Below are 23,120 nucleotides of genomic sequence, written 5' to 3' on the forward strand. Positions count from 1 at the left end.
ATGAAGGCGCACAGCACTATTCGCCGGGAAACGCCGATGTTGCGGGAGTTGTCCCGAGTGCGAGGTTCCAGCCGGCCCCGCGGATCGAGGCGTCTGTGAGCGCCTCGACTCCGAAAGTGCGGAGATCGTCGGAATCGGCCTGTTCGATCAACGCGCGATACGCAGCCGCGGTATCGGCTTCGATCTGTGCCGCCAACTGCGCCGCCGTGATGGCGTCGGTGACCGGGAAAGGGATGTCGTAGCCGGCGGCGGCAATCGGGGGAGTGAGGCCCGCGTCGACGGCGATGACGGACAGAGCGTCACGGCGCGCCCGGTGGGTTGCCATGTGGGTGGCAACCTCGCTGGCCCGAGCCGGGTTGGAGAACGCTGCGACGACGCCGTAAGCGAAGATTGCGGCGTTCTCGGATTCGATGGCGTCGAGCACGGCTGAATCACTGGTTGTCGATGTGCGCAGAATGCTCATGGCAGCAGTACCGCCGTCTGGGTGGCGCACGCCGCGCTGATCGAACCGAGCAGTCCGGCGCGATAGCCCGATGTCGTCCGAGCGAGATCGGCAGCGCTGCGAGCGGACTCCGCTAACGACGCCCGCACAGCGTCGATCCCCGCGGGCGCTGCGGGTGCGGTCGACGACGCTGACGGCGTTGACGTGGTGCCGGCACCCCCGCCTGCCGCTCGCGCGATCTCGGCGTCGAGGGCATCGGCATGAGCGGTGCGCTCCGCGCTGATCGTCGTGAGCGCGGCAACACGTTCCGGTGCGAGCGCGATCGAATTGCTTGCAGCGGCGGCGTCTGCTCGTGCGCGATCGGCCTGCGAGGTCAGCTGGTCGACTTCTACGGCGGCCTGGGCGGAGCCGTTGTCAGTACACGCTGTGGCCGCGAAGGCGATGGCGCCGATCGACGCCGCACCTGCGATCTTCAGCGCACTCCGGCGGGAGTGGGAGGTGGTGGATAGGGGCGTCAGCACTCGTCCATGGTGCCAGGTACCGCGCGATTCGTTCGAATCAGGCAAACGTGTTCACGTGTGATGTGTAACGGTCGGTCTGGTCGCAGGCATCTCGAAGGGGCGGTACTCTTGGATGCTTGGCCGGACAGTGTGGCGAATGGTGTCTTTGGCATGCCCACAAACTGGGTACCTGCTACTTCGAGACCTGCATCACACAGGCCTGAGCCACACAGACTGACAACACCGAGTCGATGCGAGTCGACGACAACTGAAACGAGGAGTTCGCGAGATGCCGGTGCCATCCAAGGACAGGGTTATCGAGCTGGTCTCCGAACTCGTGCAGTCCAAGGGCTACGACGTCGAGGACGTCGTAGTCACTAATGCGGGCAAGCACAGCGCCGTTCGCATCATGGTCGACAGTGACGCCGGTATCGAACTGGATGCCGCTGCCGAGATCAGTCGGCTCGTCTCCGAGTTGTTCGACAGCCTCGAGGAAATCGGGGAAGCGCCGTACACGCTCGAGGTCACGTCGCCCGGGATCGATCGGCCGCTGACAGCAGAGCGACATTGGCGTCGCGCACGTGGGCGCAAAGCACGCATCGATCTTGCCGACGAGACCGTCGTCGGTCGAATCGGTGTCCTCGGCGAGGATTCGGTTGCAGTGGTGATGAACGGTCGCGGCGGGCTGACAGTCCGCGAGATACCACTGGCAGACGTGCAGAAAGCTGTTGTGCAGGTCGAGTTTTCGAAGCCGAGCGACGCAGAGCTGGAGCTTGCCGGAGGAATCCCGGAGGGTCGGGCAGTGCATACGGACCTCGACGAGTCCGATGCACAGGTGCTCGATTCCGAAGAAGACGTAGAAGACGTAGATAACGAAGAAGGGTTCGACAAGTGAATATCGACATTGCAGCGTTGCGAGCGATCGAGGCCGAAAAAGGCGTCCCGATCGAAACGGTGATCGCCACGATCCAGACTGCGCTGCTGACGGCATACCGACACACCGAGGGCCACAAGCAGAACGCTCGGATCGACGTCAATCTCAAGACCGGATCGGTGCGAGTCATGGCTCACGACACCGACTCCGACGGAAATATGGTGGGCGCCGAGTGGGACGACACCCCCGAGGGCTTCGGCCGGATCGCGGCGACCACCGCGCGTCAGGTGATTCTTCAGCGTCTGCGTGATGCCGAGCACGAGCGCAGTTTCGGCGAGTACTCGACGCACGAAGGTGAAATCGTTGGTGGTGTGATCCAGCGAGACACCCGCGCGAACTCGCGTGGCATGGTTGTCGTGCGAATCGGCAGCGACGCGCATGGCACCGAAGGCCTGCTCCCGCCGGCCGAGCAGGTTCCGGGTGAAAGCTACGAGCACGGCGAGCGCATCAAGTGCTACGTCGTCGGGGTTGCCCGCGGCGCGCGCGGCCCGCAGATCACGCTGTCGCGCACCCACCCGAACCTGGTTCGGAAGCTGTTTGCGCTCGAGGTTCCCGAAATTGCCGACGGCAGCGTCGAGATCATCAATGTTGCCCGCGAAGCTGGTCACCGTTCCAAGATCGCAGTTGCGTCGCGCGTTCACGGGCTCAATGCGAAGGGTGCATGCATCGGTCCCATGGGGCAGCGCGTGCGTAACGTCATGAGCGAACTTGCGGGCGAGAAGATCGACATCATCGACTACGACGAGGACCCCGCGACATTTGTGGGCAACGCACTCTCTCCGTCGAAAGTGGTCTCCGTCACTGTTGTCGACCTCGATGCCCGTGCAGCTCGGGTTATCGTGCCTGATTTCCAGCTGTCGCTAGCCATCGGCAAGGAGGGTCAAAATGCCCGCCTTGCTGCACGGTTGACCGGTTGGCGTATCGATATTCGAAGCGATGCAGCACCGGTCGACGACGCGTCGGATCGCTCCGGCGCGTCAAACGGATAACGGTGGAATGCAGTGTTCCAGACAGTTCGACGGTAGAGTAGACGATGGTTCGACGTGAGTCCTCGGATTTTGCGCGCGCGACGCCCGGTTCGCCGGTCAGAACGTGTGTGGGATGCAGGGAACAAGGGTCGGCTGCCGATCTGTTGAGGGTCGTGGTTGGTGGGCAGGGGCCGGAGGGTTCCCTGCTTGTCCCCGACGTATTGCGAAGGCTCCACGGTCGAGGTGCATGGCTGCACCTGGATCCGAGTTGCCTGAGCCTGGCAGAGCGGCGCCGAGCATTCAGCAGAGCACTGCGAGTGTCCGGAAATCTGGACACGTCCGCTGTCGACCAGCTGGTCGACGCAGTTCACACAAAAGCAGTACCTCTCGAGAAGAACAGGCACAAGCACTCATGAGCACACCGTGAAGCACCAACGATGAACGTCCATCGGCTATAACCCGAGGTCGTGTGGGACCCACATCTGTGGGATGCCTCCTGCTCGACCTCATCAGTGAGGAGAGCAGTGGCAGGCAAGGCCCGCGTACACGAGTTGGCTAAAGAGCTCGGTGTTACCAGCAAGGAACTACTCGCAACGCTCAAAGAGCAGGGCGAGTTCGTAAAGTCTGCGTCATCCACAGTGGAGGCGCCCGTCGCACGTCGTCTGCGGGAATCATTCCCGTCTGCCGGTGGTGCAGAAACCAAGCCCGCGTCCGGCGATGCAGCGGCAAAGCCCGCAGCAAAGCCAGGCGCACCGTCGCCGTCGGCAGCAAAGCCCGGCGCACCGCGTCCCGGGCAGCGTCCCGGCCCCAAGCCGGCTGCACCGGCTCCCGCAGCACCGGCAGCCCCGGCTGCTGCAGCTCCGGCCCCGGCAGCACCGTCCGCTCCCGCAGCACCGGCTCCTACGACGCCGGCAGTTCCCACGCCGACGTTCAATGCGCCCGCTGCACCCAGCAACGCTCCGAAGCCGGCTCGTCCGGCTCCGGCAGCTCCCGCGGCACCGGCAGCACCCGCTGCAGCTGCTCCGGCAGCACCGTCGACCGGTGCAAAGCCCGGTGGACCTCGTCCGATGCCCAAGGCTCCGCGCGTCGGAAACAACCCGTACTCCTCGGCTCCGGCTGAGCGTCCGGCACCACGTCCGGCTCCGGGCCAGAGCGGTCCTCGTCCGGGCGCTCCGCGTCCCGCGGCGCAGGGTGGATCTCGTCCGGCTCCCGGCCAGGGTGGACCCCGTCCGGCTCCCGGCCAGGGCGGTCCTCGTCCGGCTCCCGGCCAGGGCGGTCCTCGTCCGGCTCCCGGCCAGGGTGGACCCCGTCCGCCCGCAGGTCAGGGTGGACCCCGTCCGAGCCCCGGCTCCATGCCTCCTCGCCCCAACCCGGGTGCAATGCCTGCTCGTTCCGCTCGTCCCGGCGGCGGTGGCCGTCCCGGTCAGCGCGGCGCAGCAGCAGGCGCATTCGGTCGTCCCGGCGGCGCTGTTCGTCGTGGACGTAAGTCGAAGCGGGCAAAGCGCGCCGAGTACGAGAGCATGCAGGCTCCCGCAGTCGGTGGCGTCAGGCTGCCTCGCGGCAACGGCGAGACCATCCGTCTCGCTCGCGGCGCGTCGCTGTCCGACTTCGCAGACAAGATCGATGCGAACCCCGCAGCACTTGTGCAGGCACTGTTCAATCTCGGCGAGATGGTCACGGCAACGCAGTCGGTCAACGACGAGACGCTGGAGCTTCTCGGCGGTGAAATGAACTACGTCGTTCAGGTCGTCAGCCCTGAGGACGAAGACCGTGAGCTGCTCGAACACTTCGACCTCACCTACGGCGAGGACGCCGGCGGAGAAGAGGACCTCGAGTCCCGTCCGCCTGTGGTCACCGTCATGGGCCACGTCGACCACGGTAAGACCCGTCTGCTCGATGTGATCCGTAAGGCCAACGTCCGTGAGGGCGAAGCCGGCGGCATCACGCAGCACATCGGTGCTTACCAGGTGCTCACCGAACTCGAGGGCAACGAGCGTCTCGTGACGTTCATCGACACCCCCGGTCACGAGGCCTTCACGGCCATGCGTGCTCGTGGTGCCAAGGCCACCGACCTCGCGATCCTTGTTGTCGCAGCCGACGACGGTGTCATGCCGCAGACGGTGGAAGCGATCAACCACGCCCAGGCGGCCGACGTGCCGATCGTGGTCGCGGTCAACAAGATCGACAAGGAAGGCGCTAACCCGGACAAGATCCGTCAGCAGCTGACCGAGTACGGACTGGTCGCCGAGGAATACGGCGGAGACACCATGTTCGTCGACATCTCGGCGAAGCAGGGTCTGCACATCGATCAGCTTCTCGAAGCTGTGCTGCTGACCGCGGATGCTTCCCTGGATCTGCGCGCAAACCCGGACATGGATGCACAGGGTGTTGCGATCGAGGCTCACCTCGACCGTGGCCGTGGCCCCGTTGCCACAGTGCTCATCCAGCGCGGAACGCTGCGCGTCGGCGATTCCATCGTCGCCGGTGATGCATACGGCCGCGTCCGCCGCATGGTGGACGAGCACGGCGAGGACGTCCACGAGGCACTGCCTTCGCGTCCGGTTCAGGTCATCGGCTTCACGTCCGTCCCCGGTGCAGGCGACAACCTGCTCGTGGTCGACGAGGACCGTATTGCCCGTCAGATCGCTGACCGTCGCAATGCACGTAAGCGCAACGCGTTGGCAGCGAAGAGCCGCAAGCGCATCAGCTTGGACGATCTCGATGCAGCTCTGAAGGAACATTCGCAGCTGAACTTGATCCTCAAGGGCGACAACTCGGGAACCGTCGAGGCTCTCGAAGAGGCACTGCTGGCTATCCCGATCGACGACGAGGTGCAGTTGCGCGTCATCGACCGCGGTGTCGGTGGCGTCACGGAGACCAACGTCAACCTGGCAGCGGCTTCCAACGCGATCATCATCGGCTTCAACGTCCGTGCCGAAGGCAAGGCGACCGAGCTGGCGAACCGCGAGGGTGTCGACATCCGGTACTACTCGGTGATCTACCAGGCCATCGACGAGGTCGAGAAGGCTCTCAAGGGTCTGCTCAAGCCGGTGTACGAAGAGGTCGAGCTGGGCAAGGCGGAGATCCGCGCGATGTTCCGTTCGTCCAAGATCGGCAACATTGCCGGTTGCTTGGTCACGTCGGGCAGCATCCGTCGCAACGCCAAGGCACGTCTCATCCGCGACAGCAAGGTTGTCGCCGAGACGGTCACCATCTCCTCGCTCAAGCGGGAGAAGGAAGACGCCACCGAGGTTCGCGAAGGCTACGAATGTGGTCTGACCGTCACCTACTCCGATATCAAGATCGGTGACGTTCTGGAGTGCTACGAGCTTCGTGAGAAGCCGCGCGACTAGTAGTCGCCGCGGGCGCTGGGGGCGCTCGTGAGTATTGACTGACATGGACTCTCCTGGACATTGACCACAATGTCCGGGAGAGTCCATTCGGCTATGCCGACGAGGAAGCGGTCTGGGACGAGAAACGGTCTGGGGGAATATGTTCGTAGGTGCATTGGAGTTCGACATTCTTTTCGGAGATGTCCACTCCCTCAAGGAAAAGCGTTCGCTGGTGTCGCCGATTCTGACCGAACTGCGACGTTTCGGGATCAGTGCGGCGGAAGCCGGGGAACAGGGGCGTCTTCGCCGCGCCTTGGTCGGTGTTGCTGCGGTCAGTTCGTCGATGGATCATCTGCACGACGTACTCGATCGTTGTGAGCGAGCGGTTGCGGCGCGACCGGAAATGCAGTTACTTGCCGTACGTCGGCGTGTCTTCGGTCCCGAGGACTGATTTGGTCGGTGGGCGGCGATGCACAAGACTGGTGTCGGTAATAATTCTTGTAAATCGAACATTGTGAACGATCGAGTTATCTCGTATCGGATGTGCGTGAAATCGAATGTCCGTGGAATCGAAAGTCCAGGGAGAAGGAGACAGAGATCATGGTGGATCCCGCCCGGGCCCGTAAGCTCGCAAAACGAATCGGCACGATTGTCGCGACCGCAATCGACCACGAGATCAAGGATCCGCGGCTTGCTTTTGTGACCATCACCGACACGAAGGTCACCAACGACCTGCACGATGCGACCGTGTACTACACCGTGATGGGTGAAAAGGTCGATTCCGCACCCGACGTCGAAGCTGCTGCAGCCGGTCTCGAGAAGGCCAAGGGTGTTCTGCGGTCGAAGGTGGGCGCCGGCACCGGTGTCCGTTTCACCCCGACGCTGACGTTTGTCGCGGACACCGTTCCCGACACTGCGCGCCACATGGAAGAGCTGTTGGCTCGTGCGCGTGCCGCCGACGGCGAGCTCGCCAAGGCTCGCGAGGGAGCTCAGCCTGCCGGTGATGCAGATCCGTACAAGGAGCCACGAGTAGCTGCTGACGACGATGACGACGTCGTTGCCTCGGATGCTCGAGATCTCGACTGACCCGCAGCGAGGATGACGATCACCGCACGCGCTGACGGAGACCCTTGCGAGGATCCTTGCCGGGCAGGCTTCGCGCGGGCAATCGAAGTGCTGGATGCGGCTCGGACGGCAACTATTCTGTGCCACATCCAGCCTGACGCAGACACTATCGGCAGCGGTCTGGCATTGGGGTTGGCGCTCGAGCGCCGGGGCGTTTCGGTTCAGGTTGCCTTCAGCCGGCCTGCGCACCTGCCCGAGTCCATGCTCGGATTTCCCGGTCTGCATCTGTTGGTTCCACCGGCTTCCGTGCGTTCCGAAGTGGACGTCCTGATCACCGTCGACGTGGGAAGCGCCGGGCGCTTGGGCGCTCTTGCGGATCGGTTGGCTGGTGCGGCCAGCACTGTCGTCGTGGATCATCATCGATCCAATTCGGAATTCGGTGCGATCAACGTCGTGGACGAATCCGCAGCATCGACGACGGCTCTGCTGGCACGGTTGTTCGATTTTTGGGGCGTGGAGATCGATCGAGACGTGGCCCATTGCCTGTATGCCGGTCTGGTGACCGATACGGGGTCCTTCCGTTGGGGCGGGCCGTCGACGCATGTTCTTGCGGCCCGGCTGTTAGCCACCGGTATCGACGGCGACACCATCGCTCGGCAACTTCTCGACACGCATCCGTTCGGCTGGCTGCCGATGCTGTCGTCGGTGCTCGGCTCGGCGACGCTGGTACGAAGCGCTGCGGGTGGTCGCGGTCTCGTGTACGCGGTAATCCGCCGAGACGACATCGGAGATCTGCGGTCCGAGGAAATCGAGAGCGTTGTCGACATCGTCCGGACGACGTCGGAAGCCGAGGTTGCCGCTGTGCTCAAGGAATCGGAAACCGGCAGCTGGTCGATATCGTTGCGCGCGAAGACCGATGTCGACGTCTCGGCTGTCGCGGAGAGACTCGGTGGCGGTGGACATCGGCTCTCGGCCGGCTACACCTCGACCGATTCGAGTGAGCAGACGGTTGCAGCGTTGATTGCCGCACTGGGGTGAGTGTCCGATCGTGACCGCATCCGATAGTCCTGTGCCAGCAACTGCGACAAAATCCGGCGCCGAGGTCGACGTGACCGGCCGTCGTATCTTCGGGTTGGCGTTGCCTGCGCTAGGTGTGCTGGCAGCCGAGCCGCTCTATCTCCTGTTCGACATCGCAGTCGTGGGACGGCTCGGAGCCCTTCCGTTGGCGGGTCTGGCGGTGGGCGGGCTCATCTTGTCGTTGGTGAGCACTCAGTTGACGTTCCTCTCGTATGGAACCACCGCTCGCGCGGCTCGACTGCACGGCGCCGGCCGCGATCGCGAGGCGGTGGGTGAAGGTGTTCAGGCAACGTGGTTGGCGTTGGTGATCGGGCTGCTGTTGGTGGCGGTGGTGCAGGCGATTGCCGGGCCGTTGACGTCGGCGGTGGCGGGCGGTTCCGATATCGCGGATGCGGCCGAGAGTTGGTTGCGCATCGCGGTACTGGGTGTGCCGCTCATTCTGGTAGCCCTCGCCGGCAACGGTTGGATGCGAGGGCTGCAGAACACGATCCGTCCGCTGCGATTCGTTCTTGTGGGACTGGGGATTTCGGCAGTTCTGTGCCCGATCCTGGTTCACGGATTATGGGGTGCGCCGCGCCTCGAACTCGAAGGTTCGGCGGTTGCGAATCTTGTCGGTCAGAGTATTTCCGGCATCTTGTTCGCGTGGGCGTTGTTCCGCGAACCAGTCTCGGTCAGACCACGTGTGTCGATCATGCGCGCGCAGATGGTCATGGGCCGCGATTTGATTCTCCGCAGCCTCGCTTTCCAAGCCTGTTTCGTGTCGGCTGCGGCGGTTGCGTCGCGATTCGGAGCAGCCGTGGTGGGCGCGCATCAGGTGGTTCTGCAGTTGTGGAACCTGGTTGCGCTGCTTCTCGATTCATTGGCGATCGCCGCGCAGACGCTGATCGGGGCCGCGCTGGGAGGCGGATTTGCGGTTGCTGCCAAGAAAATGGCGTGGCGGATCACAGTGTGGTCGACGGTCTTCGCAGTGCTGTTGGCCGTTCTGTTTGCCGCCGGGCACTCGGTGATCCCGCAACTGTTCACGGCAGACGACGAGGTGCTGGCGCAGATGTCGATCGCCTGGTGGTTCTTCGTCGCGATCATGCCGGTCGCGGGAGTCGTGTTTGCCCTCGACGGAGTTCTCCTCGGCGCCGGTGATGTGACCTTCATGAGAAATGCCACCATGGCGTGTGCGGTGGTCGGATTTCTGCCGGCAATCTGGATGTCGCTGGCCTTCGACTGGGGGTTGGCCGGAATCTGGGCGGGCCTGACCGTGTTTGTCGTACTGCGGATGATTGCGGTGTCCTGGCGTGCGCTGTCGGGAAAGTGGGCTGTGACGGGAACCGAGACAACTGCACATGCAGTCGAGCGTTCGAGTGAGGAAGCTGAGGGATCGTGGCAGCAAAGCTGATGGCAGTGAGCGACATCCATGTCGGTCACAACGGCAACAAGCCGATGACGGAGGACCTGTTCCCGGACTCGCCGGACGACTGGTTGATCCTGGCCGGCGACGTGTCGGAGAAGACCGACGATATTCGCTGGGCGCTCACGCTCCTGCGTTCGCGCTTCGCGAAGGTCATCTGGATTCCCGGCAACCACGAACTGTGGACCACGGCCAAGGACCCGGTGCAGATTCACGGCGCTCCGCGGTACGAGTACCTGGTCAACATGTGCCGCGAGATCGACGTCATCACGCCGGAGGATCCGTTCCCGGTGTGGGAGGGCGAAGACGGTCCGGTGACGCTCGTCCCGATGTTCCTGCTCTACGACTACTCGTTCCTGCCCGTCGGGGCGCGAGACAAGGAACACGGCCTCGAGATCGCGCGGGACAAGAACGTCGTCGCCACCGACGAATTTCTGCTGTCGTCGCAGCCGTACGCAACCCGCGACGCGTGGTGCCGTGCCCGCATCGCGTACACGCAGGAGCGTCTGGACGCGTTGCCCGAAGGTACGAAGACCGTGCTGATCAATCACTTTCCGTTGGTTCGTCAACCGACTGACGTGCTGATCTATCCGGAATTCGCGCTGTGGTGCGGTACGACGCTGACCGCGGACTGGCATGTGAAATACAACGCCGTGTGCTCGGTCTACGGGCACCTGCACATCCCGCGAACCACCTACTACGACGGCGTCCGCTTCGAGGAAGTGTCGCTCGGATACCCACGGGAGTGGCGTCGGCGCGGCCTGCCCGAGAAACTGTTGCGGCAGATTCTGCCGGTGCCGGAGTACCCGCCGGGAACGTTGAACAAATGGGGCGGCCACTTCAAGGTGACGCCGGAGCAGGAAGCCGAAGTCGAGCGTATGCGCTCGGGTCGCTAGAAAGGCACCGACACGTGATCGAACAGATTCTGCCCGGCGGCATCGCGATTGCCGAGGCGTTCGAGGATCCGCCTGGACTTGTCCCGCATCCCAGCGAAGAGGCGCTGATCGGCCGTGCGGTGGAGAAGCGTCGTCGCGAATTCGTGACGACGCGCAATCTTGCCCGCACCGCCATGGGGAAACTGGGTGTCCCGGCGGCCCCCGTCATGCGGGGGGAGCGGGGAGCGCCGTTGTGGCCGAAAGGCGTTGTCGGCAGCCTCGCGCACTGCGACGGATATCGCGGCGCGGTGCTGGCGTACTCGATGCAGGTTCGTTCGCTCGGTATCGACGCCGAACCCCACGGACCGTTGCCGGACGGGGTGCTTCCGGCCGTCAGCATCGAGGACGAGCGCACCTGGCTGGGCGAGCAGGCCGGCGACGGTCGCGTCCACTGGGATCGAATCCTGTTCTGCGCCAAGGAAGCCACGTACAAGGCGTGGTTCCCCCTGACACAACGGTGGTTGGGGTTCGAGGACGCACACATCACGTTCGAATCCGAATCGGATACGTCTGGCACGTTCCGATCCAAGTTGTTGGTCCCGGGGGAGACGACCTCCGGTGCGCCGCTCACCGAATTCGACGGTAGGTGGATGGTGTCCGACGGACTGATCCTGACGGCAATTTCGGTGCAGTGAGTCCGGCTGGCAGAATCGAGACCCGTGTCAGCTCGCGAAAAGCCTTCCTCCGGACTTGTCGGCGCCGGAATCTTGATCGTCGACAAAGAAGCAGGCCTCACCAGCCATGACGTAGTGGCCCGGTGCCGCAAGCTGTTGAATACTCGCAAGGTCGGCCATGCGGGAACGCTTGATCCCATGGCAACCGGTGTGCTGGTTCTCGGCGTGGAGCGTGCCACCAAACTGCTCGGACTGCTGGCACTGACCACCAAGGCGTATTCGGCGACCATCCGGTTGGGTGCGTCGACGACCACCGACGACGCGGAAGGTGAAGTACTCACCTCAACGGATGCGTCGGCCGTGACGGATGAGGAGATCGCCGCAGTAGTGGCGACGCTGACCGGTGACATCGAGCAGATCCCGGCCAGTGTCAGCGCCATCAAGGTGGACGGTCAGCGGGCTCACGCTCTGGTACGAGCCGGTGAAACCGTCGAACTTGCCGCGCGTCCGGTGACGGTGTCGACGTTCGAGATTCTTGCCCGACGCGACATCGAGGGCGGATTTGTCGACCTCGACGTCGACGTGGAGTGCTCGTCCGGCACTTACATTCGTTCGCTGGCGCGTGATCTCGGGCGAACGTTGGGTGTCGGCGGTCATCTGACGGCACTGCGTCGCACGCGCGTCGGACCGTTCACTCTCGAACACGCGCGCACGCTCGAAGATCTCGCCGAGGCTCCCGGCGTGAGTCTCGATATCGACCAGGCCGCCCAGACTGCGTTCCCACACCGTCAGATCACAGTGGCCGAGGCCGAAGCCATCAGCCAGGGGCGGTGGCTCGAACCGATCGGGCTCAAAGGTGTCTACGCGGCCATCGATCCCAGCGGCCATACGATTGCCCTGCTGCAGGAAAAGGGAAAGCGTGCGAGCTCGGTCATGGTCGTCCGCCCGGCGACACTGCGTCAAGATTAGTCACTCCGGACCAGGCTATTCAGACCAGCCAGATGGCTTGGGCGACAGGGCTTCCCAGATCTATACAGTCGGGGTTGTCGCCCAAGCGTACGGAGACGGTGCCGGCAAAATCGCGACGCTCCTCCACGGTGATCTCGACGTCGAGTGTGACGCCGACGGAATCGAAGTAGCGAAGCATCTCCGGATCGGAGTCGGAAATACGCGCAACCCGCCCGCGCTCACCGTTGGCGAAGTCGCTGAGCTGGCGCGCCGGGGGAGTGGGAATCGACCCGTCGGCGGCCGGGATGGGGTCGCCGTGCGGATCGCGTTCGGGGAAGCCGAGTTTGGCATCGATGCGCGAGATCATCAGGTCGGAGACGGCGTGCTCGAGAATTTCGGCTTCGTCGTGAACCTCGTCCCAGCCGTAGCCGAGTTCGTGAACGAGATACGTTTCGAGCAATCGGTGGCGTCGCACCATGGAGACAGCTGCCGCCCGGCCAGTGTCCGTCAACGCGATCGATCCGTATCGGGCGTGATCGACCAGACCCTGATCGGACAGTTTGCGGATGGCTTCGGACACCGTGGAGGCGGAGACGCCCATCTTCTCGGACAGCAACTTCGTGGAGATGCGTTCGAGTGACCACTCCTGAATGGTCCAGATGACCTTCAGGTAGTCCTGCGCGACCGAGGACAGTGCAAGCGTGTCGATCGATCCGTCCGGGTGGGAATCCGCGTCGCCGGATTCGGCGGCACCATCCGGTGCAGAGTGTGTATCGGAGGGTCCAGTCTTGTGAGCTGCCACGACACTTAGCTTAGGCTACGAATTGCGGAAGTTCCGTACCTGCGACGTAGTGCAGTGGCAGACCGCTCGGCGGGTCCAACCGAAACTACTGACGGTGCGCCCCGTAGGCTGCCTTTCGTGCTGAGGTGGCGTGGTCTCGACGAAGTTCCGGCCGATTGGGGTCGTTGTGTGCTCACTATCGGTGTGTTCGACGGTGTGCACCGTGGGCATGCCCAATTAATTGCCCGGGCAGTAGCCGCGGCGCGAAAGCGCGGGGTTCCCAGTGTGCTCATGACGTTCGATCCGCACCCCATGGAAGTTGTGCGACCGGGTAGTCATCCGGCTCAGTTGACGACGCTGGCGCGTCGTGCGGAATTGGCCGAAGAGTTGGGCATCGACGTCTTCTGCGTCATGCCGTTCACCGCGGATTTCATGAAGCTGACTCCGGAGCGGTACGTCCACGAAATCCTGGTGGAGCGCCTGCACGTTGCCGAGGTTGTCGTGGGCGACAACTTCACGTTCGGCAAGAAAGCCCTGGGTAACGTCGATCTGCTTCGCGAAATGGGCGATCGATTCGGATTTGCCGTCGACGGTGTCCAATTGCTCGCCGAGCATGCGGTGACGTTCTCGTCGACCTACATTCGCTCGTGCGTCGACGCCGGTGACATGGCTGCGGCAACCGAGGCGCTCGGTCGACCGCATCGCGTCGAAGGTGTTGTGGTGCACGGCGACAAGCGTGGCCGTGAACTCGGATTTCCGACGGCAAACGTTGCGCCTCCGGTGTTCTCGGCTATTCCGGCCGACGGCGTTTACGCGGCCTGGTTCAGCGTTCTGGGGGCAGACGAGGAGTTGGGCACGCTCGTACCGGGAAAGCGGTACAAGTCGGCAGTGTCCGTCGGCACCAATCCGACATTCTCCGGTCGCGCTCGCACCGTCGAGGCTTTTGTTCTCGACGCCGACGCAGATCTGTACGGACAACATGTCGCCGTCGACCTGGTGGCGCGGATCCGTGGGATGGAGAAGTTCGATTCCATCGAGTCGTTGATCGCGGAAATGAATCGCGATGTCGAGCGCGCTCGTGAAATTCTGGATCACGACTCGGAACAGAGCGTCGGCTGACGCCCGGGAACAGAGTGTCGGCTGACACACTTGCCGTCGACCGGTAAATCGATCGCAACGGTCCTGGTAGAATCTTCTCTCGGTGTGTGCTGCGGTTTGCGGCGGCCGCGTCCGATCTAGTTCCTTTCACGCAAACGTCATCACAGGAGTGAATCAAGTGGCATTGACCACGGAAGAAAAGAAGGCCGTTCTCGGCGAGTACGGCTTGCATGAGACCGACACGGGATCGCCCGAAGCTCAGGTGGCAATGCTCACCAAGCGCATCACCGATCTCACCGAGCACCTCAAGACCCACAAGCATGACCACCACTCACGTCGTGGACTGCTCTTGATGGTCGGTCGTCGTCGTCGTCTGCTCAAGTACGTGGCAAAGACGGACGTCGCTCGTTACCGTGCGCTCATCGAGCGCCTCGGCCTGCGTCGCTAGATTTTGTCACGACGCTGATCGAAAGCAACACGGCAGGCTCCGGTTTGCCGAACACTCCGTTAGCCGGCGAAGCCACGCATATACTGGGCTTCGCTGGCTTTCGGCGTTAGCTGCCGCAAGGCAGTTTCCGCTGTCGGCGCATTTGCACAGTTGGTGCAGTGCGAAGTCAGCACACCGTATGCATCAGAGAACGTGGTGTCGGTTGTCGGTAGTGGTTCTCCGGACCGGGCGAATGCCCTGTGGTTCCGGCGGACTTCGATCGACGGCCGCCCCGAACGTCAGTGACGTCCCGAAGCAGAGACCAGTTCGCACGTAGGAACCTCTGCAATTCAAGAGGGGGACGTCCCTCGGTGCGCAGTTTCCACCAGGAGGGTGGGAACGCCCGCGCGGGTACGGCGAAGACGAGAGGGAAGTGAAGAGAAAAAGATGACAGAGAATTCCGTAGTAGAGGTCGACGAAGGCGTGTTCGAATCCACCGCCGTGATCGACAACGGGTCCTTCGGTACCCGCACCATCCGTTTCGAGACCGGACGCCTTGCTCAGCAGGCCGCCGGTGCCGTCGTTGCCTACCTGGACGACGAGACCATGCTGCTGTCCGCCACGAGCGCCAGCAAGCACCCCAAGGAGCATTTCGACTTCTTCCCCCTGACGGTGGACGTCGAAGAGCGCATGTACGCAGCGGGCCGCATCCCCGGCTCGTTCTTCCGTCGTGAGGGACGCCCCTCCACCGACGCGATCCTGACCTGCCGCCTCATCGACCGGCCGCTGCGCCCGTCGTTCGTCGACGGTCTGCGTAACGAGATCCAGGTCGTCGTCACGGTCATGAGCCTCAACCCGCAGGATCTGTACGACGTCGTGGCTATCAACGCCGCATCCGCGTCGACGCAGATCGCGGGCTTGCCGTTCTCCGGTCCTGTCGGTGGCGTGCGCGTTGCACTCATCGTCTCCGAGGACAACAAGGCCGGCCAGTGGGTTGCATTCCCGACGGTCGATCAGCTCGAGAACGCCGTCTTCGACATGGTCGTCGCCGGCCGCGTCGTTTCCGGCAGCGGTGACAACGCCGACGTCGCGATCATGATGGTCGAGGCCGAGGCCACCGACAACGTCATCGCGAAGATCGCCGACGGCGCTCAGGCTCCCACCGAGACAATCGTCGCCGAAGGCCTCGAGGCTGCCAAGCCGTTCATCGCCCGTCTGTGCGCTGCGCAGGCAGCACTGGCATCCAAGGCTGCAAAGCCCACGGGTGACTACCCGGTCTTCCCGGCGTACCAGGACGACGTATTTGCTGCCGTCGAGGCTGCTGCGTCCGAAAAGCTCAATGCCGCACTGACAATCGCTGGCAAGCAGGAACGCGACGACAAGACCGACGAGGTCAAGGTCGAGGTTCTCGAGCAGGTTGCACCGAACTTCGAAGGCCGCGAGAAGGAACTGGGAGCAGCGTTCCGCTCGCTCACCAAGAAGCTGGTTCGCCAGCGCATCCTGCGCGATCAGTTCCGCATCGACGGCCGCGGCGTCACGGACATCCGTTCGCTGTCCGCCGAGGTTGCGATCATCCCGCGCGCACACGGTTCCGCACTGTTCGAGCGCGGCGAGACCCAGATCCTGGGTGTCACCACACTCGACATGGTGAAGATGGCTCAGCAGGTCGACTCGCTCGGCCCCGAGACCAGCAAGCGCTACATGCACCACTACAACTTCCCGCCGTACTCCACCGGTGAGACGGGTCGCGTCGGTTCGCCGAAGCGTCGCGAAATCGGTCACGGCGCACTTGCTGAGCGCGCACTCATGCCGGTTCTGCCCAGCGTCGAAGAGTTCCCGTACGCGATTCGCCAGGTCTCCGAGGCGCTGAGCTCCAACGGTTCCACCTCGATGGGCTCCGTGTGTGCTTCCACGCTTGCACTGCTCAACGCCGGTGTGCCGCTGAAGGCTCCGGTTGCCGGTATCGCCATGGGCCTCGTCTCCGACCAGGTCGACGGCGAAACCCGTTACGTGGCACTGACGGACATCCTCGGCGCCGAAGATGCTTTCGGTGACATGGACTTCAAGGTTGCCGGTACCAAGGACTTCGTCACGGCTCTGCAGCTGGACACGAAGCTCGACGGCATCCCGTCCAAGGTCCTCGCCGGCGCACTCGCGCAGGCCAAGGATGCTCGTACCACGATCCTCGAGGTCATGGCAGAGGCCATCGACACCCCGGACGAGATGAGCCCGTTTGCACCTCGCGTGACGGCCATCAAGGTCCCGGTCGACAAGATCGGCGAGGTCATCGGCCCCAAGGGCAAGATGATCAACTCCATCACCGAGCAGACCGGTGCCAACATCTCCATCGAAGACGACGGCACCGTGTTCGTCGGCGCCACCGATGGACCGTCTGCACAGGCCGCGATCGACATGATCAACGCCATCGCCAACCCGCAGCTCCCCAAGGTCGGCGAGCGGTTCCTGGGCACGGTCGTCAAGACCACCGCCTTCGGTGCCTTCGTCTCGCTCCTGCCGGGTCGCGACGGTTTGGTGCACATCTCCAAGCTGGGCAGTGGCAAGCGTATTGCCAAGGTCGAAGACGTGGTCAACGTCGGATCCAAGATCCGTGTCGAGATCGCCGATATCGATGCTCGCGGCAAGATCTCGCTGATCCCCGTGGAAGAGGGCAACGACGACGCTGCCGCTCCGGCTGCTGAAGAGGCTGCTTCCGAGTAGCACTTCTTCTCGGTTTGTTCGATGCGGCCCCGCGCGGATTTCCGTGCGGGGCCGCATCTGTACTGTCTGTAGACACATACTTTCCGGACCTGATCATTCTCCGCACCGAGGACTGCTGAACTTTTTCATGGCCAAGACCCCAGGCAAGACCACTGCCAAGACCTCAGGCACGACAACTGCCAAGAATGCTGCGAAGAAGACGCGCAGCCGCAGTACTGCACTCGCAACTCCGATCGACGCTCTTCCCGAATCCGGAGTCCAGCGGACAGTTCTGCCTGGCGGACTCCGCGTTGTCACGGAGTTCATCCCGGGTGTGCGCAGTGCGTCGGTCGGCGTCTGGGTGGGCGTCGGATCGCGTGACGAGCAGCCCAGCGTTGCCGGCGCGGCCCATTTCCTCGAGCACCTGCTGTTCAAGTCGACGCCGTCGCGGACAGCGCTCGACATCGCGCAGGTCATGGACGGAGTGGGCGGAGAACTCAACGCGTTCACGTCCAAGGAGCACACGTGCTTTTACGCGCATGTGATCGACGAAGATCTGCCGATGGCCGTGGATCTTGTCGCCGATGTCGTTTTGCGCGGCCGGTGCCGGTCCGCTGACGTCGATGTCGAGCGGCAAGTGGTCCTCGAAGAGATCGCGATGCGCGACGACGATCCGGAGGATCTCCTCGGCGACGCGTTTCTGACTGCTCTGTTCGGTGACCACCCGGTGGGTCGCCCCATCATCGGCAGCGTGGATTCCATCGAGTCGATGTCCCGCAATCAGTTGCATTCCTTCCACGTGCGCCGGTACACGCCGCAGCGGATGGTTCTTGCCGTCGCCGGAAACGTCGACCACAAGCAGGTGGTGACATTGGCGAAACGCGCATTTGCCGGTCACCTCGAGCGTGGTGTGAAGCCGGCACCGCGCCGTGAAGGAACTTTGCGTCTGCGCACGATGCCGGAACTGAGTTTGACGCATCGTGACAGCGAGCAGGTTCATCTTGCGCTCGGTGTGCGGGCTTTCGGCCGTCACGAAGGTCATCGGTGGGCGCTGTCTGTGCTCAATACCGCGGTGGGCGGCGGCTTGAGTTCGCGTCTGTTCCAAGAGATTCGGGAACAGCGTGGTTTGGCATATTCCGTATATTCCGGGGTGGACACGTTTGCGGACACGGGGGCGTTCTCGGTCTACGCGGGGTGCCAGCCGGAAAACCTGGGTGAGGTCACCACGGTGATCCGCGAGGTTCTCGCTCAGGTGGCCGCAGGCGGCATCACGGACGCGGAGATTGCGCGCTCCAAGGGTGCGCTTCGGGGCAGTCTTGTTCTGTCACTGGAAGATTCGGGTTCGCGGATGAACCGTATCGGTCGCAGTGAACTCAACTACGGAAACCATCGCAGTGTCGCCCAGACATTGGCGTCCATCGACGCCGTCACTGCGGAAGAAGTTCTCGAAGTGGCGCAGACTCTGCTGACACGGCCGTTTGCCGCCGCCGTGGTCGGTCCGTACAAACGTGTGCGGGATCTGCCGGCGTCAGTGCGTGGGATTGTCCGTTAGTCGGTAACCAGCGAAATCAGGGTGCGCAGTTGAAGATTCGTGGAGCAGTGCTCGAAGAAATCGGACGGAGCCGCCCGTACGCGTCGTCGATGCCGATCACGGTGTCGGAACTCGAACTTGATGCTCCCGGTCCCGGTGAGATCCTCGTGAGGATCGAGGCGGCCGGACTGTGTCACTCGGATCTCTCCGTCGTAGACGGCAATCGTGTTCGCCCGGTGCCGATGCTGCTGGGGCACGAAGCGGCGGGTCGGATCGAGCAGATCGGTGACGGCGTGGACGCCCTGCGGGTGGGGGATCGTGTTGTCATGACGTTCCTGCCTCGGTGCGGCGAGTGCGCCGGCTGCGCAACCGACGGCCGGATGCCGTGCACGGTGGGCAGTGCCGCAAACAACGACGGCAGTCTTCTCGGCGGTGCGCACCGACTGCAGCGCGACGGTGTGAGTGTCAAGCATCACTTGGGAGTATCCGGATTTGCCACGCACTCTGTCGTGAATGCCAAGTCGGTGGTGGCCGTCGACGACGACGTACCGGCGGATGTTGCAGCTGTGCTGGGCTGCGCGGTCCTGACGGGTGGCGGAGCGCTACTCAATGCGGCAAAACCCCGTTCCACCGACACCGTGATGGTTGTCGGTTTGGGCGGCGTCGGTATGGCAGCAATTCTGACGGCCCGAGCGTTGGGTGTCGCGACGGTCATCGGCGTCGACGCGCTCGAGTCGAAGCTGGCTCAGGCACTCGAACTGGGCGCGACCGATGTCTTCACACCGTCCGGTTTGTCCGAGAGTGGTGTGCGCGCAGACATTGTGGTGGAAGCTGCGGGCAATGCTCGCGCGTTCGAGACTGCCGTGTCCGCCACGGCTGCGGGTGGCACCACTGTCACGGTGGGACTGCCCGCGCCGGACGCGCGTTCGTCGATTTCGCCGCTCGGACTGGTCGCGGAAGCTCGGACCGTCATCGGCAGCTATCTCGGCTCGGCAGTCCCGGCGCGTGACATCCCGATCTACGCGCAATTGTGGCGCGACGGAAAGCTACCGGTCGAGAAGCTCATCTCGTCAAGAATCGAGCTGAGCGACATCAATTCGGGGATGGACGAACTGGCGGACGGGAAAGCAATCCGACAGGTCATTATTTTCGACTCAGAGCACGACTGAACAGGGATTTTGTCGGGTGAGGGCATGGCCTCTCCGGCCAAGTCGAGCACGCATAGCCCTCGCAGATCGTTATCCGATGTAACGCTTCTCCCGAACTGGACGACTACTCGAATGACGTTGCGTGACGCCCCGGGGGTCGGTCGTACGTTTTCCGAAAGTGGATTGGGGAGAAAATATGCCGGTTCGTGGGTTCTTTTCACGACATCGAATACTTGCGGGCGCACTGGCGCCTGCAGCGCTCGGCGTTGCAGCGCTGGTAGCTGTGGCGGTAGCCGTGGACTCACCGCAGTCCAGCACGATCGAGACGCAACTGACGTCGTCGGTCACCGAATGCCACGACATGGTGAGCATCGCAGTTGCCGGTCGGCACGACACTCCGGACGCGAACACGGTCAAGATGCTGCTCGGTGCGGACGGTAAGCCGCTACCTGCCGCGCTGTCAGGCGATTACACGAGTGACCGCGTCGATCAGGTGATCAATCCGGCCGGTTCGGTCAACACGACCAAGCCAGGTTCGTATGCGGCCGTATATATCGCATACCCGGCAAACATGGCGTCGTACGAGGATGCCGTTGCCGCCGGCGCGGCAAACACCCAATCCGTGATGAGTGCGATCGCGAAGGAATGCCCCAAGACGCAGTTCTCGATCGTCGGGTACAGCGAGGGTGCTGACGTCGTCCGCCGTGTTGCCATGGACATCGGAAATCAGGAAAGCAACGAGTTCGGGGTAGACCCGGACAAGGTTGTCGGTGTGGTCATGCTCGCGGATGCGGGACGTGAAGAGGGAGACGGCACGTTCATCGGCGCCCAGAATCCGTTCACGAACCCAGACAATTTCGACACGAAGTACCAGAATGGCACGTCGGCAACCCCAGGTCAGGGCGTCCTCCCCGACACGGCGGGCAGCTTCGGCAAGCTGAACGGCAAAGTCGCCTCGTTCTGCTCCGACGGTGACTTCACGTGCTCGGCTCCGAGCAATATTTCGCTCTTGCTCCTGGCTGCGAACGTCGGACGCCAGCTGAACATCGACGATCTCGAATCCCAGGGACTCACCCCGACCACCGGTATCAACGTTGCCGTTGTGCTCGGTCAGATCGTCTTCGAAGCATTCAACGACATTTCATCCGATCCCGATTGGATGAAGGGTGACGAGACCTTCCTCCAGGTGATGCTGAAGGTATCGGATCCTGACTACAAGCCAGGTACGGCCACCACGGTGACCACCGTGGCCGACGAAGACTCGATTACCGCCGAGAAGGTCTCTCCGCTGGCGTACCTGCCGCAGAAGCTCTTCAAGGAGATCGTCGGACTGATCGCCACCAACCAGAACACGATCCCGGTGATCATGAGTGATCCGTACCAGATGACACTCGGTCCAGACGTCGGACATCACTTCGACTACTGGCGCGACGCCGATGCCGCGAACGGCAAGCCGTTGACTTCTGCGCAGTACGCAGCAGCGTGGCTTACGTATCTCGCGCAGCAGGCCAAGGACGGTAAGCCCGTCGATACGACGGCAAAGCCCACGGCTGTAGAGCTTGCCGCTGCCGTCGACGCGTACATGGCTGACGACGCAGCCGAAGGCGATGTCGCTGCCGAAGGCACCGATAATCAGGCTCCTGCCGGAACCACAGGTTCGACGGACTCCGCCACCGCGCCGGGAACGTCGCCGGATGCTCCTGTCGCCGGATCTGTTTCCGAGACCTCAGGTGCAGTTGCAACACCGAGCGAATCGGTGGTGCCCACCACGGGCGCAGCAGTCTCGAGTGCTCCGACATCGGAGACAGCGAGTTCAAGTGCGGCCGCCACTACCACCACGACGGTGACGTCTACGACGACCACAACCAAGGCGCCGACCACGGGACAGTAGCCTCTCCCCGGCAAGCATCAGGCTGCGATCCGCATTTACATGCGGATCGCAGCCTTTTTCTATGCCACGGTTTTTCTAAGCCACCGTTTTTCTAAGCCATGGCTCTGCCCTATCGTGGAACGTACGGTCCCTTCACATGTGAATTGCGGGTCTGCCGTGCATGAACTGTCGATTGCCCAGAGTGTGGTCGATGCCGTGTGCGAGAAGGCAGGCGCCCGACGCGTATGTGGTGTCCGACTCGAAGTGGGACGACTGTGTGCTGTTGTGCCTGATTCGCTGCTCTTCTGCTTCGACGTCGTGACCGCGGGTACTCAGGCCGAAGGCGCGAGTCTGCGCATCGACGAGATCGCGACGAGCGTGCGTTGCCGGCAATGCGGCGAGGTTTTCTCACCGCCGGACATGATCTTGCTCTGCCCCTGTGGCAGCGCCGACGTCGAGATCCTCGCCGGGCGTGAACTACGGATATTGTCGATGGAAGTGAGCTGATCATGTGCGCAACATGCGGCTGCGGTGAGGGCGCGGGGGTGCGAATCTCCGGTGAATCGGGGCAGTGTCAGGATCATGAGCACCCGCACGACCACGAGCACCCGCATAGTCACGATCATTCACACAGTCACGATCATTCACACAGTCACGAACATTCCCACAGCACGACCGTTGTTCTGGAACAACAGGTACTCGCCAAGAACGACGAAGTTGCCACCCGCAATCGCGAGTGGATGCGCCGGCGCCGGATTGCCGCACTCAATGTTATGAGTTCGCCGGGCGCGGGTAAGACAACGTTGCTGGTTCGCACGATCAACGACTTGCGCGGCCGATTTCCCGTTGCCGTTATCGAGGGCGACCAGGAGACTGCGCTCGATGCCGAGAGGATTCGGTCAACGGGATCTCCTGTCGTTCAGGTGAATACGGGTGCGGGTTGCCACCTGGATGCGGAAATGATCGATCGGGCTATTAACGTGAATCGGCCGCTCGACGATTCTCTACTCTTGATTGAAAATGTGGGAAATCTAGTGTGTCCCGCACTTTTTGACCTCGGCGAGGAAGGCAAGGTTGTCCTAATTTCTACGCCGGAGGGTGCCGACAAGCCGATGAAGTATCCGCATATCTTTGCCGTCGCGGACCTCGTCATCGTCAACAAGATCGATTTGCTTCCCTATGTGGAATTTGACGTCGAGGCATGCATCCGTCAAGCAAAATCGCTGAATCCTGCTGTGCGCGTTGTTGTTTTGTCGGCAACGACGGGTGAGGGTTTGTCGCAGTGGTATGACTGGATCGATTCTCGAATGGCGCTTTCCTGAGTTGTCGTTGACAACTGATCTGCTCGGGT

At 62.8% G+C, this 23,120-nt stretch carries 22 protein-coding genes; 19 read left to right on the forward strand and 3 right to left on the reverse strand.

Annotation, left to right across the window (positions count from 1 at the left end):
* Positions 1 to 16 precede the first annotated feature (16 nt).
* Both RG2_RS10895 and RG2_RS10900 read right to left on the reverse strand, forming a co-directional pair.
* Complete coding sequence (locus tag RG2_RS10895; protein WP_033235019.1) at positions 17 to 463, reverse strand: ferritin-like domain-containing protein; 447 nt, start codon at positions 461 to 463, stop codon at positions 17 to 19.
* Positions 460 to 963 (reverse strand): hypothetical protein, encoded by a 504-nt coding sequence (locus RG2_RS10900; protein ID WP_033234912.1) that lies wholly within the window; start codon positions 961 to 963, stop codon positions 460 to 462. Before RG2_RS10900 ends, RG2_RS10895 begins: the two co-directional genes overlap by 4 nt.
* A 268-nt stretch (positions 964 to 1,231) precedes the next feature.
* Here RG2_RS10900 and rimP point away from each other — a divergent pair, with 268 nt between their 5' ends.
* From rimP to truB, 11 genes are all read left to right on the forward strand, one after another.
* Positions 1,232 to 1,837 carry a ribosome maturation factor RimP gene (rimP, locus tag RG2_RS10905; RefSeq protein WP_033234911.1) on the forward strand — a complete coding sequence of 202 codons (606 nt, stop codon included), beginning with the start codon at positions 1,232 to 1,234 and terminating at the stop codon, positions 1,835 to 1,837.
* Positions 1,834 to 2,865 (forward strand): transcription termination factor NusA, encoded by a 1,032-nt coding sequence (nusA, locus tag RG2_RS10910; RefSeq protein ID WP_033234910.1) that lies wholly within the window; start codon positions 1,834 to 1,836, stop codon positions 2,863 to 2,865. The genes rimP and nusA overlap by 4 nt, the downstream gene beginning before the upstream one ends.
* Before the next feature lie 44 nt (positions 2,866 to 2,909).
* The gene (locus tag RG2_RS10915) at positions 2,910 to 3,260 is read left to right on the forward strand and encodes a YlxR family protein (RefSeq protein ID WP_045067292.1); all 351 of its coding nucleotides are present in this window, start codon (positions 2,910 to 2,912) and stop codon (positions 3,258 to 3,260) included.
* A 108-nt stretch (positions 3,261 to 3,368) separates the two neighbouring features.
* The gene (infB, locus tag RG2_RS10920) at positions 3,369 to 6,197 is read left to right on the forward strand and encodes a translation initiation factor IF-2 (protein WP_072782486.1); all 2,829 of its coding nucleotides are present in this window, start codon (positions 3,369 to 3,371) and stop codon (positions 6,195 to 6,197) included.
* A gap of 139 nt (positions 6,198 to 6,336) precedes the next feature.
* On the forward strand, positions 6,337 to 6,627 hold the full coding sequence (locus RG2_RS10925) for a DUF503 domain-containing protein (protein ID WP_033234909.1): 291 nt from the start codon (positions 6,337 to 6,339) through the stop codon (positions 6,625 to 6,627).
* Between the two features lie 149 nt (positions 6,628 to 6,776).
* Complete coding sequence (gene rbfA / locus RG2_RS10930) at positions 6,777 to 7,262, forward strand: 30S ribosome-binding factor RbfA (RefSeq protein ID WP_033234908.1); 486 nt, start codon at positions 6,777 to 6,779, stop codon at positions 7,260 to 7,262.
* A gap of 12 nt (positions 7,263 to 7,274) precedes the next feature.
* Entirely contained in the window at positions 7,275 to 8,279 is a 1,005-nt protein-coding gene (locus RG2_RS10935) for a DHH family phosphoesterase (RefSeq protein ID WP_033234907.1), read from the forward strand.
* 10 nt (positions 8,280 to 8,289) lie between these two features.
* Positions 8,290 to 9,708 (forward strand): MATE family efflux transporter, encoded by a 1,419-nt coding sequence (locus tag RG2_RS10940; protein ID WP_080711754.1) that lies wholly within the window; start codon positions 8,290 to 8,292, stop codon positions 9,706 to 9,708.
* Positions 9,693 to 10,616 carry a metallophosphoesterase family protein gene (locus RG2_RS10945; RefSeq protein WP_033234905.1) on the forward strand — a complete coding sequence of 308 codons (924 nt, stop codon included), beginning with the start codon at positions 9,693 to 9,695 and terminating at the stop codon, positions 10,614 to 10,616. The genes RG2_RS10940 and RG2_RS10945 overlap by 16 nt, the downstream gene beginning before the upstream one ends.
* Before the next feature lie 14 nt (positions 10,617 to 10,630).
* Complete coding sequence (locus tag RG2_RS10950; RefSeq protein ID WP_033234904.1) at positions 10,631 to 11,290, forward strand: 4'-phosphopantetheinyl transferase family protein; 660 nt, start codon at positions 10,631 to 10,633, stop codon at positions 11,288 to 11,290.
* A gap of 24 nt (positions 11,291 to 11,314) precedes the next feature.
* Positions 11,315 to 12,238 (forward strand): tRNA pseudouridine(55) synthase TruB, encoded by a 924-nt coding sequence (gene truB, locus RG2_RS10955; protein WP_033234903.1) that lies wholly within the window; start codon positions 11,315 to 11,317, stop codon positions 12,236 to 12,238.
* 19 nt (positions 12,239 to 12,257) lie between these two features.
* Here the strand turns inward: truB and RG2_RS10960 are convergent, their stop codons facing one another.
* Positions 12,258 to 13,019, reverse strand: coding sequence for a metal-dependent transcriptional regulator (locus RG2_RS10960; protein ID WP_033234902.1), 762 nt, complete (start codon positions 13,017 to 13,019; stop codon positions 12,258 to 12,260).
* 117 nt (positions 13,020 to 13,136) lie between these two features.
* Here RG2_RS10960 and RG2_RS10965 point away from each other — a divergent pair, with 117 nt between their 5' ends.
* The 8 genes from RG2_RS10965 to hypB all read left to right on the forward strand — a co-directional run bounded on the left by RG2_RS10965 (position 13,137) and on the right by hypB (position 23,091).
* The gene (locus RG2_RS10965) at positions 13,137 to 14,117 is read left to right on the forward strand and encodes a bifunctional riboflavin kinase/FAD synthetase (protein ID WP_045067300.1); all 981 of its coding nucleotides are present in this window, start codon (positions 13,137 to 13,139) and stop codon (positions 14,115 to 14,117) included.
* Between the two features lie 157 nt (positions 14,118 to 14,274).
* Positions 14,275 to 14,544: a 30S ribosomal protein S15 gene (gene rpsO, locus RG2_RS10970; protein ID WP_033234901.1), complete on the forward strand. Its 270-nt coding sequence runs from the start codon at positions 14,275 to 14,277 to the stop codon at positions 14,542 to 14,544.
* A 426-nt stretch (positions 14,545 to 14,970) separates the two neighbouring features.
* On the forward strand, positions 14,971 to 17,241 hold the full coding sequence (locus RG2_RS10975; protein WP_033234900.1) for a polyribonucleotide nucleotidyltransferase: 2,271 nt from the start codon (positions 14,971 to 14,973) through the stop codon (positions 17,239 to 17,241).
* A gap of 127 nt (positions 17,242 to 17,368) precedes the next feature.
* On the forward strand, positions 17,369 to 18,772 hold the full coding sequence (locus RG2_RS10980; RefSeq protein WP_230590176.1) for a M16 family metallopeptidase: 1,404 nt from the start codon (positions 17,369 to 17,371) through the stop codon (positions 18,770 to 18,772).
* 29 nt (positions 18,773 to 18,801) lie between these two features.
* A complete protein-coding gene (locus RG2_RS10985; RefSeq protein WP_033234899.1) occupies positions 18,802 to 19,920 on the forward strand; it encodes an alcohol dehydrogenase catalytic domain-containing protein in 1,119 nt (372 codons plus the stop codon).
* A 175-nt stretch (positions 19,921 to 20,095) separates the two neighbouring features.
* Positions 20,096 to 21,790 (forward strand): cutinase family protein, encoded by a 1,695-nt coding sequence (locus RG2_RS10990; protein WP_033234898.1) that lies wholly within the window; start codon positions 20,096 to 20,098, stop codon positions 21,788 to 21,790.
* 156 nt (positions 21,791 to 21,946) lie between these two features.
* On the forward strand, positions 21,947 to 22,276 hold the full coding sequence (gene hypA, locus RG2_RS10995) for a hydrogenase maturation nickel metallochaperone HypA (protein WP_033234897.1): 330 nt from the start codon (positions 21,947 to 21,949) through the stop codon (positions 22,274 to 22,276).
* A 2-nt stretch (positions 22,277 to 22,278) separates the two neighbouring features.
* A complete protein-coding gene (hypB, locus tag RG2_RS11000; protein WP_033234896.1) occupies positions 22,279 to 23,091 on the forward strand; it encodes a hydrogenase nickel incorporation protein HypB in 813 nt (270 codons plus the stop codon).
* The last annotated feature ends 29 nt before the right edge of the window (positions 23,092 to 23,120 follow it).

Source organism: Rhodococcus globerulus NBRC 14531 (assembly GCF_001894805.1).
Taxonomy (GTDB): Bacteria; Actinomycetota; Actinomycetes; order Mycobacteriales; family Mycobacteriaceae; genus Rhodococcus_F; species Rhodococcus_F globerula.

What these genes read in the sequence shown, in the direction of transcription:
- rimP (WP_033234911.1), top strand. Translation starts at nt 1,232, where the DNA reads ATGCCGGTGCCATCCAAGGACAGGGTTATCGAGCTGGTCTCCGAACTC.
- RG2_RS10935 (WP_033234907.1), top strand. Translation starts at nt 7,275, where the DNA reads ATGACGATCACCGCACGCGCTGACGGAGACCCTTGCGAGGATCCTTGC.
- RG2_RS10895 (WP_033235019.1), bottom strand. Translation starts at nt 463, where the DNA reads ATGAGCATTCTGCGCACATCGACAACCAGTGATTCAGCCGTGCTCGAC.
- RG2_RS10925 (WP_033234909.1), top strand. Translation starts at nt 6,337, where the DNA reads ATGTTCGTAGGTGCATTGGAGTTCGACATTCTTTTCGGAGATGTCCAC.
- RG2_RS10975 (WP_033234900.1), top strand. Translation starts at nt 14,971, where the DNA reads ATGACAGAGAATTCCGTAGTAGAGGTCGACGAAGGCGTGTTCGAATCC.
- RG2_RS10980 (WP_230590176.1), top strand. Translation starts at nt 17,369, where the DNA reads ATGGCCAAGACCCCAGGCAAGACCACTGCCAAGACCTCAGGCACGACA.
- rbfA (WP_033234908.1), top strand. Translation starts at nt 6,777, where the DNA reads ATGGTGGATCCCGCCCGGGCCCGTAAGCTCGCAAAACGAATCGGCACG.
- RG2_RS10990 (WP_033234898.1), top strand. Translation starts at nt 20,096, where the DNA reads ATGCCGGTTCGTGGGTTCTTTTCACGACATCGAATACTTGCGGGCGCA.
- RG2_RS10915 (WP_045067292.1), top strand. Translation starts at nt 2,910, where the DNA reads ATGGTTCGACGTGAGTCCTCGGATTTTGCGCGCGCGACGCCCGGTTCG.
- hypB (WP_033234896.1), top strand. Translation starts at nt 22,279, where the DNA reads ATGTGCGCAACATGCGGCTGCGGTGAGGGCGCGGGGGTGCGAATCTCC.